Origin of the sequence: Klebsiella sp. X1-16S-Nf21 (assembly GCF_002837615.1) — a bacterium.
In the GTDB taxonomy this organism is placed as follows: Bacteria; Pseudomonadota; Gammaproteobacteria; order Enterobacterales; family Enterobacteriaceae; genus Klebsiella; species Klebsiella variicola.
Map to the genome: position 1 here is coordinate 1 of NZ_PJDK01000043.1, position 13,854 is coordinate 13,854.

Genomic DNA, 13,854 nt, shown 5'->3' on the forward strand with positions numbered 1-13,854 from the left:
CTCAATCCGGGGGAAATTCATGGCCTGATTGGCGAGAACGGCGCCGGTAAATCGACGCTGATTAAAATCCTCGCCGGCGTCTATCAGGCTGACAGCGGCAGCGCGACCCTCGACGGTCACCCGCTGCCCCTCGGCAATCCGGCAGCCATTGAAGCCGCCGGCATTCGCGTCATTCACCAGGAGCTTAACCTGATCCCGCACTTTACCGTCGCGGAATCGGTGTTTCTCGGCCAGGAGTATCGCACCCGCTGGGGGGCGCTGGATCGCCGACGGATGAAGGCCGCCACGGCGCAATTTTTCCAGCAAAACTGGCAGCTGGCGATCGACCCCGAACGGCTGGTGCGCGACCTGAGCCTGGCCGAGCGCAAGCTGGTACAAATTGCCCGCGCGCTGATCGACGGCGCAGCGCGGCTGGTGGTGTTCGACGAACCCACCGCCCCCCTGGAGGCGCAGGAGGCCAGTCTGGTCTCCTCCGCTATCCTGCGCCTGCGCGACCAGGGCATTGCCATTCTGTATATTTCCCACTACCTCAATGAGATAGCCACCCTCTGCGACCGCGGCACCGTGCTGCGTAACGGGGAAGTGGTCGGTTACCCGGACCGCGACCTGCTGCAGAATACCGAGGCGCTGATCGCCATGATGGTCGGCCGGGAAATCGACCAGCTGTATACCCCGCGCCAGCACCCGGCGGCAGACACCGGGGCGGCCCCGCTGCTCTCGGTGCGCCAGCTGAGCGACGGGCGGCAGCTGCAGGATCTCTCTTTTGATATTCAGCCGGGCGAAATCGTCGGCGTCGCCGGCCTGCTGGGCGCCGGACGCGATGTGCTGGTCGACTTACTCTACGGCTTACGCCCGGCAGAACGCGGTACGATCCACCTCGACGGCCAGCCGCGGCGCATTCGTACGCCGAAGCAGGCGATCCGCGCCGGCATGGCGCTGGTGCCACGCGACCGCCGCCATCAGGGGCTGATCCTGCCCTTCACCACCGCCGACAATATTAATCTCGCCTCACTGCCGGAGACCGCTACCTTTGGCTGGGAGCGGCGGGGTATCGCCGAGCAGAAAGCGCGCGACTGGATAGAACAGCTGGCGATCCGCCCGGGACGCCCGGCGCTGCCAGTACGCTACATGAGCGGCGGCAACCAGCAAAAAGCGATCCTCGCCCGCTGGCTCGGCACCGATGCCCGGCTGTTTATTCTCGATGAACCCACCCTTGGGGTCGATATCGGCGCCCGTCGCGATATTTATCAACGGACGCGCCAGCTGGCCGATAAAGGACGGGCGGTGCTGGTCTCCTCCAGCGACGCCCCCGAACTGCTCGGACTATGCGACCGGATCCTGGTCCTCTGGCGCGGCACGCTGGCGGCCAATCTGCCCACCCGCGGGCTAACGCTGGACGCCCTGCTGGTGGCGATCAACGGCGGACAGGAGCCTTCACTATGAGTACCGCTATCCAGCGTCGCGGCCGTCCGGGCCTGGCGACGCTGATTGAAAAATTTCCCCTGATCCTGTTTCTGGCGCTGCTGGTATGGCTGAGCGTACAGTCTCCCTACTTTCTCAGCTGGCAAAATATCAGCCTGATGCTGGTCCAGAGCGTTCCGCTGGCGATCCTCTGTTTCGGCCTGGTCTGCGTTATCGCCGTGGGCGGGGATGACGTGGTCTCCGGCGGCATCGACCTCTCCCTGCCGGCGACGGCGGTGCTCGGCGTCGCGCTGCTCAGCCTCGGTCTGGCCGAATGGCACACGCCGTACCTCCTGCTGCTGGCGCTGCTGGCGGCGGTTTGCCTGCTCTGCGGGGCGATCAACGGCTTCCTGGTGCTGGCGGCCGGCCTGCCGCCGCTGCTAGCCACCCTCTCGACCTCCGTGGCGTTTACCGGCCTGACAGATCTGTTGACCGGCCAGCGGCGCATCGCGGTCAGCGATCCGCTGATGGTCGCCTTTCGCGATAACAGCGTGCTGGGCCTGCCCTGGCCGCTGATTTATTTGCTGGGGGTGTTTATCCTGTTCCAGTTCCTGCTCCACCACTCCCGCTTCGGCCAGCATGTGCAGGCGGTGGGCGGCAACCGCGATATGGCGCAGATGAGCGGCCTGAACGTGCGCCGCTTGACCCTGCTGGTCTGGCTGTTAGCGGGCATTGCCGCCGGGCTGGCTATTCTGCCGCTGCTCAGCCAGGGCTCCGGCAGTTCCAGCGGGACGGCCACGCCGCTGCTGCTGGAAACCGTGCTCGCGACCTTTATCGGCGCCGCCTTCTCGCGCCGTCGGGTGGTCACCATCTGGGGGGCGCTGCTGGGGGCGATCCTGGTTAACGCCCTCTCTAACGGGCTCGGCCTGCTGGGGGTCAATATCTTCTGGATGGGCGCCATTAAAGGCGGCCTGATCCTGGTGGTGCTGGCGGCATCGGCGGTCAGACACAAAGGAGGCGAGGCATGAGCCAAATCACCCTGAAAACCCCTGCCCCGGCAGAACCGACGGCCAGCAGCCCGCTGGCCTGGCTATCGCGGGCCGGATTTGGCGTCATCACCCTGCTGGCCATCGCCCTGTTTGGCTGGGCGAATCCGGTATTTTTAACCGTGGATAACTGGGCCAACCTGCTGCAGGGCAGCGCGATCCTGCTGATTGTGGCGATGGCGATGACCCTGATCGTCAGCGCCGGGGCGATTGATCTGTCGGTGGGCGTTGCGCTCGATTTCGGCGCCGCCTTCGCCCTCGTCGCCCTGAAAACCTGGCATCTGCCGTGGCAGGCCGCGGTGGGCTGCGCCCTGCTTGGCGGCGTCCTGATTGGCCTGCTCAATGCCTTTCTGATCCTCATCTGCCGGATCCGCCCCTTCCTCGCCACGCTCGGCACCTGGTTTATCGCCAGCAGCGCCGAGCGCATCTATACCGACGGCGGCGGCGCGATAGCTTATCGGCGGATGGCGCCGGAATATCACGATCTGGCAGTGGGCAGCCTTGGTGGGATCCCCACGCCGGTGGTGATTGTGCTGGCGCTGTGGCTGGTGGCCTGGCTGGTCACCGAGCGCACGCTGTGGGGCAAATATGTCCGCGCCATCGGTCAGAACAGCGAAGCGGCGCGTATCGCCGGGATCCGCGATCGCCTGACCATGCTCGGCGTGCTGGTGGCCGCCTCGGCGCTCTGCGCCATCGGCGGGGTGATCCTCTCCGCCAACCTGCGGCAGTTTACTCCCCTGGCCGGGCAGTCTTACCTGATGGACGCCATTGCGGCGGTATTTATCGGCACCGCCTTTAACCGTCTGGGCCGGGTCAGCATCCTCGGCACCCTCGGCGGCGTGCTGTTCCTTGCCATTATTGATAATGGCCTGAACCTGATGGGGCTCAATTATCTGGTGAAGGACGCGCTGGTCGGCGTGATTCTGGTGGTGGCCCTCGCCCTTTCTTTCTGGCAGGCGCGCCTGCGCCAAACGCATCGCTAAACGGGAGAACGATGGCAACCTTTGACGCCGTGTTTGTCGGCCTGACTATTCTGGATATCGCCGGGCGCCCGGTGGTGGCGATCCCGCCGCGCGGCGGCGTCGCCTTTATTGAGCAAATTCGCCTCAACCCCGCCGGCACCGCCGCCGGGGCCAATATTAACGCCGCGAAGCTGGGGATCCGCACCGCAGCGGTGGCCTGCCTGGGTGAAGATGAAAAGGCCGACTTTATCCTCGCCAGCTATGCCCGGCTGGGCATCGACTGCTCGCTTATCCAGCGCACCGCGCTGAAAGAGACCTCGGCGACGATCCTGCCGATTCGCCCCAACGGCGAGCGTCCGGCCCTGCATTGCCGGGGCGCATCCGACGCCCTGTTCGTCAGTGAAACGGAATTTGACGCCGTCCTCGACTGTCGTTTCCTGCATCACGGCGGGACCGGACTGCTGGCGGCAATGGACCAGGGACAGAGCGCGCGGCTGTTGCAGGCGGCTAAAGCACGCGGAGTCACCACCAGCTTTGACCTTATCGCCCCGAATGAAGACACCCTCGAACTACTGCGGCCCCTGTTGCCGTCGGTGGATTATTTCATGCCTTCGCTGGAGGAAGCCGCCTTTCTCTCCGGCGAGACGCAGCCGGAGGCCATCGGCCGCTTCTTCCTGGCACTCGGCGTGGGCACCTGCATTCTGAAAGACGGCGAGAACGGCTCCTGGCTTATCCGTCGCGATGGCGCGCTGGAGCATATTGCGCCGTGGCCGGTCGAGGCAGTGGATACCACCGGCTGCGGCGACAGCTACTGCGGCGGGTTTATTGCCGCGCTGGCGCGCGGACTCAGCGTGAAAGCAGCGTGTGACGTCGCCTCGGCGGTGGCCGCGCTGGTGGCGACCGGGATGGGATCGGATGCCGGGGTAGTGGACTGGGAACAGACCCAGGCTTTTATGGCGGCCCATCGCCCCTGACGATGGACCCGCGCCGCCGCAGCGGCGCAAGCGGCTTAACGCCACTGGTACAGCAGCGGCTCCCCGGCGACATAGCGCTGAAGATCGGCGGCAATCATCGCCGTGTGTTTGGCGATACTCTCCCGGGTGGCTCCGGCGATATGCGGCGTGATAATCACGTTATCGAACTCGGTGACAAAAGGATGATCGCGCCACAGCGGTTCGCGGTGATAGACATCCAGCGCCGCGCCGCCCAGCGGGCCGTGACGCAGGGCATCAATTAGTGCCGCCTCGTCGACCACCGCCGCGCGAGAGGTATTGATCAGCAGCGCGCCGGGCTTCATGCTGTTTAACAGCGCCGCATTCACCAGCCCGTCACTGTGCGGCCCGCTGCTCAGGTGCAGGCTGACGATATCCGCCTCGCGGAACAGCGCCTCCAGGGTCGTTTTCTGTAGCCCTGGCTCATTGATATCCTCTGCGGCGACGAACGGATCCACCACCAACACCGCCATGCCGAACGCCCGGGCGATACGCGCCACCCGGCGGCCAATGTTGCCATACCCCACCAGCCCCAGCGTTTTATTGCGCAGTTCACTGCCTTTAAACACTTCATAGGGGCTTTCCGGGCTCACGTCCCAGACCACATCCCGCCGCAGACCCTGCTGGGTGGCGGCGGCGGCATTATCAGCCTGCGTGAATTCCCCCCGCTTCAGCGCCGCATGGGATTGCGGAATATGGCGCGCCAGGCTGAGCATCAGGCCAAGCGTCAGCTCCGCGGCGGCATCGGCATTGCGCCCCGGGGTGTAGAGCACCCGGATGCCGCGCGCCTGGGCGGCCTGGGTATCAATATTCACCGGATTCGCGCGAGTACAGGCGATCACCTGCAGGCGCGGACAGGCGGCCATTACCGCGTCTGTCACCTCATCATAGCTGGTCACCAGCACCTCGGCGTCATGGGCCAGCTCAATCAGCTGACCGGCGCTAAGTTTCGGTTTGCCCAGCGCCCATCCCTCCACCAGCAGCTCGCCCAGCTGGTGGAAGGCGCTAAGGTCGCCAGCATGCTCGGCGGTAAAAACGATTTTCATGGTTGTACGTCCTGAGAAAGAGGTTGAAGGGCGGCCTGTCTGGCCTGCCATACCGGCAGCATCTGCTCACGCAGCAGGCGGTAAACGGGATACAGCGCCGCGTAGCGGGCATGCGCCTGAGGGCGCGGCTGATAGCGGGTCTGCGCCAGCGGAGGCGTCTCGGCCAGCGCCGCGACGCTGCGGGCCGCCAGAATCGCCGCGCCGCGCGCGCTCAGTTCGTTAAAGGCGCTGGAGACCACCGTACGCCCGGTACAGTCGGCGATAATCTGCAGCCAGGTCGCCGAGGCTGCGCCGCCGCCGGTCAGATACAGCTCGCCGCCCTGCGGATAACCCTGTAGCGCATCGACAATGGCGAAGGCCAGGCCTTCAAACACCGCGCGCTGCAGTTCGGCGCGGGTGGTGTGCGGGCTAATGCCGAAAAAGCCGGCCCGCGCGTCCGGGCTGTAAAACGGCGCACGTTCGCCATTGAGGTACGGCTGCCAGAAGACGCCGCCGCTGCCTGGCTCCACCTCCGCGATCGCCTGCTCCAGCCGATCCAGATCGGCGTCCAGCGAAATATGCTGCTGCAGCCAGTCAATGTTTGGCGTACCGGCCTGCATCGGAAACAGCGAGATCACCTGCCCGGCTTCGGTATGGGTGACAAAGCGCGTCGCCTCGTTCACCGTCTGCGGGCCGCGGCAGACGATCCCGGTGCAGCAGGTAGTGCCGAGGATCGTGTAGATATCCCCTTCGTTGACCGCGCCGCAGCCCAGCGCGGCGCTACAGACATCCAGCGCCCCGGCGGCCACCGGCGTCGCGGCGGGCAGCCCGGTCAGCGCCGCCACCGCATCACTCAGCGTGCCAGCCGGAGCATCCGGGGCCAGCAGCGGGGGAAACAGCGGCAGCAGTTCGTTCAGCCCCATCTCATTCATCACCACCGAGGACCAGCTGCCGGTCTGCTGATTGAGTAACGAGCTGCTGGCGTCCGTCAACTCCAGCGCCGCCACGCCGGTCAGGCGAAAGCGGATCCAGTCCTTGGCGAAAAACAGATAGCGCGCGGCCGCCAGCCGCGCCGGCTGATACTGTTTCAGCCAGTACAGCTGCAGGCTGGTATTGCAGGGCTGCAGGTGGGTGCCGGTATCGGCGAAATAGCGGCGGTCGAAGCCGGGTCGGCGCAGCAGGTCGCTCATCAGCTCGTGGCTGCGGGTATCGCTCCACAGGATCCCCGGGCCCACCGGTTCGCCCTGCTCATCGCTGAGCCAGACCCCCTCCCCTTGCCCGGCGAGGCCGATGGCCCGCAGCCGCCCCGCCTGCAGCGCCGGGTGGCGGGCAATCTGGCGCAGAATAGCCAGCACCGAATGCCACAGCTGGGTCATATCCTGTTCCGCGTAGCCATTGGCCGACAGGCGGGGTGAGGTGTTTTCCGCGGCGCTGGCGCAGGCGGTGAAATGCTGATCAAACAGCACCGCTTTCACCCGCGAGGTGCCGATATCGATCCCAAGATAAAAATCCATACCTGCTCCGGCTCAGGGCTCGTAGCGGCGGCGCATCAGCTCGCACTCGAACAGGAACTCCAGCCCCTCCAGTTGACGGCGGGCCTCCTGAATATCTTTCCCCCAGCAGGTCAGGCCGTGGCCGCGCAGCAGAAAGCCGTAGCGCAGCGGGCGCGTTTGCGCATAATCGGCAATCCGCGCCGCCAGGGCGTCAATATCCTGGTCATTATCAAAGATGGCGACCGGAACAGTATCGAGATGGCTGTGCTGCCCGCTAAGGGTTTTCTGCATTTCATACCCCTGCAGCGCCAGCGTGTCGCTTTTTTCGATGCGCGACAGCACGGTGGCGTTGACGGTATGCACATGCAGCACCACGTTGGCTTCCGGGAACAGGCGATACACCAGGGTGTGCAGGCCGGTCTCGGCCGACGGCTTCCGTCCGGAAGGCGCCTGGTTGGTGGCGATCTCAACCTGCAGAAAATCCTCGGTCGTCAGGCTGCCTTTGTCGCGGCCCGACTCGCTTAGCCAGCACCAGGTGTCATCCTGACGCACCGACATATTGCCGCCGGTCGCCGGCGCCCAGCCTTTCGCCCCGATCCAATGACAGGTGGTGACCAGTTGCGCGAGTCTTTCTTGCCACATAGCAGTTCCTTAGGTTAGCGATGATTTATTTAGCCGTCTAAATGGCTATTTATCCGATACTAACACCGCTAACCGGAGGGGACAATATTTCAGGAAACACACACAAGACAAATGGTTATATCATAAATGCATATTAAATAACCCTTATTCACAGTGTTTTAACCAACCGTTTTCAGTACACCGCTATTCTCCACTACTCGCTGGCAAAAAACTGGCGGATCGCCCTGGCTGAAATTCTCCTCCTGCGCCAGGGATGCGCTCGCCGCCCTCCTCTGCCCTGGACTGGTGCAAAACATGGCAGGATGCCCACTAAAATGGCATCTCATCGTCTTTACCCCATCATTACTGTGCACTGTGCACATCCTGTGATATTCCCCGTGCCCGGTTTTTCCTGGCACATCTCTTGCTACTTCCGGCTATCACCGCCCATCTACCAGCCAGAGGTTCCAGGATGTCAAACAGCAATGATTTTCCCCTCGTCGAAGCGCCCGCCGCCGGACGCAAAGGCGTATTTTCCATCGCCATGGTGTTGTTCAGCTTTACCTTTTTCACCGGCACGATGTTTGCCGGCGGCAAACTCGGCGTCTCCTTTTCCATCGTCAATCTGCTGTGGATAGCCGTCATCGGCAACGCCTTGCTGGCCCTCTATGCCGCGTCGCTGGGCTGGATCGCCGCGCGCAGCGGCCTGAATACGGTGCTGATGGGCCGGTTCTGCTTCGGGGAGATCGGCAGCAAGCTGGCCGATTTTATTCTTGGTTTTGCCGAGCTGGGCTGGTACGCCTGGGGGACCGCCACGGTCGCTATCTCGCTGGTGAAGATCCTCGCCCTGCCCGAGGCGCTGACCCAGCCGCTGATGGTGCTGTTTGGCATTTTGTTCTGCGTCACCGCGCTGGTGGGCTACAAGGGACTGGACGCGCTGTCGCGCCTGTCGGTGCCATTGATGTTTGTGCTGCTGATGGTCTCCATGTATCTGGCGCTGCACCACGCCGGCGGCTGGCAGGCGATGACCCATATTGCCCCGAGCGACACCATGACCTGGTCGGCGGCCATCACCATGGTCTTCGGGACCTTCGCCAGCGGCGCCACCCAGGCGACGAACTGGACCCGGCTGGCTAACTCCAGCCGGACCGCCATTCTCGCCAGCATGGGCAGCTTCCTCATCGGCAACGGGCTGATGATCGTCGCCGGCGCCTGGTGCGCCATCGTTTATCAACAGGCCGATATTGTGGAAGTTCTGATCCTGCAGGGGCTGTCGGTCGCCGCGGTGATCATGCTGTGTCTCAACCTGCTGACCATTCAGGGGCCCACCATCTATAACGTCTCCGCCGCCGCCTGCCATCTGCTGCGCAGCGAACGTCGCCGGACGCTAACCATCGCCGCCGCCGGGGTGGGCATTGTGCTCGCTATTGGCGGTATGTATGAAATGCTGATCCCCTTCCTTGTGCTGCTGGGCAGTATTATTCCGCCCATTGGCGGGGTGATCCTCGCCGACTACTGGTTCGCCCGCGGCGGGCGCTATCCCCTGCTGCAGAACGCCCGCCTGCCGCGTTTTAACTGGCTGGGACTCGGCGCCTACGCCGCCGGCGCGGTGGTGGCCTATCTGTCACCGTGGATCGCGCCGCTGGTGGGGATCACCGTCTCCGCGCTGGTCTATATCGTCCTGAGCCTGCTAAGCAAACGCCAGCCTGCCGCCGTCGCGGAGCAGGAGCCATGAGCCTGACGGTCAGCGAACTGCTGGCCCTTGAGGGACTCTCCGCCCTGCGTCTGCGGGCGGGAAAGCAAGGGCTGCAGCGGGCCGTACGCTGGTATTACGTGGCGGAAAATGAACATATCGCCGAGTGGATCATGGGCGGCGAGCTGGTCTTTATTACCGGCATCAACCATCCCCGTGATGAAGCCAACCTGATCCAGTTGCTGATGGAGGGAAAACAGCGCGGCATCGCCGGGATGGTGATCCTCACCGGCGAGGCCTATATCCACGCCATTCCCGCCACGCTGATCGCCCTTGCCGACGAGCTGGGCATTCCGCTGATTGAGCAGCCCTACCTGCTGAAGATGGTAATTGTCACCGAGCGCATCGGCACCGCGCTGGTCCGCAGTGAAAACGCCCTGCAGTCACAGCGCGACATTCTGATGCAGCTGGTCACCGGCGACTATCCGGATCTGCAGATGCTCCATCAGCGCGCCCTCCATCAGCAGCTCGATTTTACCCGTCCGCTGCGGCTGGCGGCGCTGCGTCTGGAGGGGCTGTCCCGCCTGTTTCGCCAGTTCCCGCCCGAGCAGGCCGAAGCCTGGCTGCTGCAGGCCCACCGCAGCGTGCGTCAGCAGCTGCAGCAGCAGCTCAACCAGCAGGGCAACCCCTTCCCGCTGCTGGAGCGCAGCAATATGTTTCTTTTCCTGCTGCCGGATGAGGAGGGGGAAGGCTTTCAGCAGAAAAAATGGCTGCAGCAGTGGCTGCAGGCGCTGGCGGACGGAGAGGAGGGTTTGTCGCTGCTCTGCGGCCTCTCCGCACCGGTCAGGCAGCTGCAGGGTTATCCGCGGGCGCTGTCGCAGGCGCGCCAGGCGCTGGATCTGTGCGATACCCTGCGGCCGACCCAGCGTATCAGCGACTATCAGCAGTTGGGGTTTATCAAACTGTTGTCCGCGGTCAGCGACCCGGCGCTGCTCAACGATTTTATGCACGACACCCTGGGCTGCCTGATCGAGCCGGGCCGCAAAGCGCCATGGCTGCTGCTGGAGACCCTCGAGACGCTGCTGCAGGAGAACGGCAACGTGGTGCGGGCCGCCGACCGGCTGGGCCTGCATCGCAACACATTGCATCAGCGCATCCAGCGTATTGAAAAACTGACCGGCTACCCGGTCAGCCACCCCCAGTTTCATCTCAACGCCTCGGTCGCGCTGGTGATCTGGCGTTTATCGCAAAACCATTTACAGGACCCACCATGAAAATTATTAACGCTCGCCTGCGCCGCCAGGAGGCGCTGTTTACTCTTGACCTGCAGGACGGGATGATTCACCGCATCACCGCCCAGGCCGCGATGCAGAGTGCCGACGCCGGGGATATCGACGCCCAGGGCCGGCTGGCGATCCCGCCCTTCGTCGAGCCGCATATCCATCTTGACGCCACCCTCACCGCGGGCGAGCCGGAGTGGAACCGCAGCGGTACCCTGTTTGAAGGCATCACCCGCTGGAGCCAGCGCAAAGCGAGTATTACCCCGGAGGACACCCGCCAGCGGGCGCTGAAAACCATCGGCATGCTGCGCGACTTCGGCGTCCAGCACGTCCGGACCCATGTGGATGTCACCGATCCGTCGCTGGCGGCCCTGAAGGCGCTGCTGGCGGTGAAACAAGAGGCCGCCGATCTTATCGATCTGCAGATTGTCGCCTTCCCGCAGGAGGGAATCGAATCGTACCCCGACGGCCGCGGACTCATGACCCGCGCCATCGAGATGGGCGCCGACGTGGTGGGCGGCATTCCGCACTATGAGAACACCCGCGACAAAGGGGTCAGCTCGGTGATGTTTTTGATGGACCTCGCCCAGCGTTACGGCCGCCTGGTGGATGTCCACTGCGATGAAATCGACGATCCGCAATCGCGTTTCCTTGAAGTACTGGCGGAGGAGGCGCGGGTGCGCGGCATGGGGGCGCAGGTCACCGCCAGCCACACCTGCGCGATGGGCTCTTATGATAACGCCTACTGCTCAAAGCTGTTTCGCCTGCTGAAAGCCTCGGGCATCAACTTCATCTCCTGCCCGACCGAAAGCATTCATCTGCAGGGCCGGTTTGACAGCTGGCCGAAACGGCGCGGCGTCACCCGGGTGGCGGAGCTGGATCGCACCGGCATCAACGTCTGCTTTGCCCAGGACTCGATTCAGGATCCGTGGTACCCGCTGGGGAACGGCAATATCCTGCGCATTCTGGATGCCGGGCTGCACATCTGCCATATGCTCGGCTATGACGATCTGCAGCGCTGCCTCGACTTCGTCACCGACAACAGCGCCCGGGCGCTGTGTCTGGGCGATAACTACGGCCTCGACGAAGGCCGCCCGGCGAACCTGCTGATCCTCGATGCGGAAAACGACTACGAGGCCGTCCGTCGTCAGGCACGGGTGCTGACCTCCATTCGCCACGGCAAGGTGATTTTGCAGCGTGAGGTGGAGCACATCCGCTACCCGGCATAAGGCGCAAGGCGCTGCGCGTCGGCGCCTTTCTGTGATACCTTTTCAGGCAGTGTGCGTGACCGACGCCCGCCCGGGCGTCGGCTTCCTGGAAAACAGACGGCGCGAAACGACGATGAGCGATAAAAAATGGATTAAGGCCGAGGACGTGGCCAGACTGGCCGGCGTCTCGCGCTCGGCGGTCTCCCGCACCTTCACCCCCGGCGCCTCGGTGTCGGAGAAGACCCGGCAGAAGGTGCTGAGCGCCGCGGAAGCCCTGGGCTATCAGGTGAATATCATCGCCCGGACGATGATCACTGGCAGCAGTAATTTTATCGGCATCGTCACCGCCGGTTTCGACAACCCGTTTCGCAGCAAACTGCTGGCGCCGCTGGTCCATCAGCTGGCGCTCAATGGCTTTATGCCGCTGCTGATGAACGCTGACGATCCGCAGCAGCTCGCCCCCTCGCTTAAACAACTGCTGAGCTATCACGTCGCCGGGGTGATCATCACCTCCGGCGCGCCGCCGCTGTCGCTGGCGGAAGAGTATCTGGCGCGCAAGATCCCCGTCACCCTGATCAACCGCCATGCGGACCTCGCCGGCTGCGACCGGGTGTGCAGCGATAATGCCCAGGGGGCGAAGCTGGTGGCGGATCTATTCAGTCGTCGAGGCTGGCAGCAGGTTGGCTTTATTGGCGAAAATCGCGAGAACTTCAGCACCCGCCAGCGCTATGAGGCTTTCATCGCCCAGACGTCGGGTATGGCGGTGAGCAGCCGCTTCTGCGACGGCGGCGGCTATCAGGCCGGCTACCAGGCCGCCAGAGAATTGGTTGCTGAAAACCCCGGAGTGCAGGCGCTGTTCTGCGCCACCGATATGCTGGCGTTGGGCGCCCTGGATGGCCTGCGGGACGCCCCCGCCCCGCTGCCGGCCATCGTCGGTTTTGACGATATCCCGCAGGCGGACTGGCAGCCCTATCAGCTCACCACCGTCCAGCAGAATACCGCCCTGCTGGCGCACCACGCGGTGGATCTGTTGATGACGCGGATCGCCCGCTTCAGCCTGCCCTCACGCCATCGCGAAGTGCCGGTGAAACTAATTATTCGTCATAGTGCGAAATGAAAAAATCATTTTATGCTGGAGCGATCACAGAATCTTCTGCGAAACCCGGCCACACTCATTCGGCCCTTCGGGGCTGTTTTTTTCACGCAAAATGCACACGTGTGCAAAATAGGGAGTCACTATGCAATCTCAGGAATCAGAAGCGCTACAGGCCCGCTACCGTCTGGCCTGCGAGCTGGCGAAAGCGGGGGCTGAGCTGGCGTTTGAATACTATCAACAGCGCGAGGCGCTGACCGTCGACCATAAAGGCAATGACCTGCAGGATGTGGTCAGCGTGGCCGACAAACGGGTGGAGGCCTTTGTGAAACAGCGCATTCAGAGCGCGTTTCCGCAAGATGGCTTTCTCGGCGAAGAGAGCGGCGCTCGCCTGCCCGACGCCCGGATCCTGTGGGTGGTCGACCCCATCGATGGCACCAGCTGTTTCCTCAACGGCCTGCACACCTGGTGCCTGTCGCTGGCGATCGTCGCCGACGGCGAACCGGTCATCGGCGTGGTCTACGACCCCAACCATCGCGAGCTGTTTCACGCCCTGCGGGGCCATGGCGCCTGGCTCAACGACGCCCCGATCCGTCCACACCCCGCGACGACGGTCAAAGAGGGCGTGATGGGCGTCGGCACCTCGCATCGCGTCACCCCGGCGGACTTTCTGCCGTTTCTGCAGGCGCTGCTCAGCGACGGCGGCATGTTTATCCGCAACGGTTCCGGGGCGTTGATGAGCGCCTGGGCGGCGGCGGGCCGGTTGATTGGCTACTACGAGCCGCACATGAATCCGTGGGACGCTCTGCCGGGGCTGGTGCTGATGCGCGAAGCGGGCGGCGCCAGCAACGATTTTCTGGCGCAGGAGGGGATCCAGCGCGGCAATCCGCTGCTGCTGGCCAGCCAGACGCTCTACCCGCAGCTGAAAAAGATGATCCCACAACCCTTACATTAACCCTTACGGGTCAGGCTATTTCTGATTATGTACTCTACACAGTAACGACAACTTCATTCACGGACGAACCACATCAATCAGTCAG

The 13,854-nt window shown here is 63.7% G+C and carries 12 protein-coding genes; 9 read left to right on the forward strand and 3 right to left on the reverse strand.

From position 1 onward, the window contains the following. The 4 genes from CW267_RS18855 to CW267_RS18870 form a co-directional block, all read left to right on the forward strand. Positions 1-1,443 (forward strand): sugar ABC transporter ATP-binding protein (locus CW267_RS18855; protein ID WP_101148646.1); only part of this gene is annotated, 1,443 nt, incomplete at its 5' end. Then, positions 1,440-2,429, forward strand: a complete 990-nt coding sequence (locus tag CW267_RS18860; protein WP_008805611.1) for an ABC transporter permease — start codon at positions 1,440-1,442, stop codon at positions 2,427-2,429. The genes CW267_RS18855 and CW267_RS18860, both read left to right, overlap by 4 nt. Further along, positions 2,426-3,430 (forward strand): ABC transporter permease, encoded by a 1,005-nt coding sequence (locus tag CW267_RS18865; RefSeq protein WP_100781419.1) that lies wholly within the window; start codon positions 2,426-2,428, stop codon positions 3,428-3,430. The genes CW267_RS18860 and CW267_RS18865 overlap by 4 nt, the downstream gene beginning before the upstream one ends. An 11-nt stretch (positions 3,431-3,441) precedes the next feature. After that, positions 3,442-4,383: a carbohydrate kinase family protein gene (locus tag CW267_RS18870; RefSeq protein ID WP_008805609.1), complete on the forward strand. Its 942-nt coding sequence runs from the start codon at positions 3,442-3,444 to the stop codon at positions 4,381-4,383. 35 nt (positions 4,384-4,418) lie between these two features. Here CW267_RS18870 and CW267_RS18875 read toward each other — a convergent pair whose 3' ends face one another. The 3 genes from CW267_RS18875 to CW267_RS18885 are packed head-to-tail and all read right to left on the reverse strand — an operon-like array spanning position 4,419 to position 7,561. Further along, a complete protein-coding gene (locus tag CW267_RS18875; protein ID WP_012542472.1) occupies positions 4,419-5,447 on the reverse strand; it encodes a 2-hydroxyacid dehydrogenase in 1,029 nt (342 codons plus the stop codon). Then, positions 5,444-6,940 (reverse strand): FGGY-family carbohydrate kinase, encoded by a 1,497-nt coding sequence (locus CW267_RS18880; RefSeq protein ID WP_038422257.1) that lies wholly within the window; start codon positions 6,938-6,940, stop codon positions 5,444-5,446. Before CW267_RS18880 ends, CW267_RS18875 begins: the two co-directional genes overlap by 4 nt. Positions 6,941-6,952: 12 nt before the next feature. Beyond that, positions 6,953-7,561 (reverse strand): methylthioribulose 1-phosphate dehydratase, encoded by a 609-nt coding sequence (locus CW267_RS18885; protein WP_008805607.1) that lies wholly within the window; start codon positions 7,559-7,561, stop codon positions 6,953-6,955. Between the two features lie 451 nt (positions 7,562-8,012). Here CW267_RS18885 and codB point away from each other — a divergent pair, with 451 nt between their 5' ends. The 5 genes from codB to CW267_RS18910 all read left to right on the forward strand — a co-directional run bounded on the left by codB (position 8,013) and on the right by CW267_RS18910 (position 13,769). Continuing rightward, positions 8,013-9,275: a cytosine permease gene (gene codB / locus CW267_RS18890; RefSeq protein ID WP_023339778.1), complete on the forward strand. Its 1,263-nt coding sequence runs from the start codon at positions 8,013-8,015 to the stop codon at positions 9,273-9,275. Beyond that, positions 9,272-10,507 (forward strand): PucR family transcriptional regulator, encoded by a 1,236-nt coding sequence (locus CW267_RS18895; RefSeq protein WP_012542475.1) that lies wholly within the window; start codon positions 9,272-9,274, stop codon positions 10,505-10,507. The genes codB and CW267_RS18895 overlap by 4 nt, the downstream gene beginning before the upstream one ends. After that, on the forward strand, positions 10,504-11,742 hold the full coding sequence (codA, locus tag CW267_RS18900; protein WP_100781420.1) for a cytosine deaminase: 1,239 nt from the start codon (positions 10,504-10,506) through the stop codon (positions 11,740-11,742). Before CW267_RS18895 ends, codA begins: the two co-directional genes overlap by 4 nt. A 145-nt stretch (positions 11,743-11,887) precedes the next feature. Next, on the forward strand, positions 11,888-12,838 hold the full coding sequence (locus CW267_RS18905; RefSeq protein WP_165454650.1) for a LacI family DNA-binding transcriptional regulator: 951 nt from the start codon (positions 11,888-11,890) through the stop codon (positions 12,836-12,838). 121 nt (positions 12,839-12,959) lie between these two features. Beyond that, positions 12,960-13,769: an inositol monophosphatase family protein gene (locus CW267_RS18910; RefSeq protein ID WP_100781421.1), complete on the forward strand. Its 810-nt coding sequence runs from the start codon at positions 12,960-12,962 to the stop codon at positions 13,767-13,769. Positions 13,770-13,854: the final 85 nt, after the last annotated feature.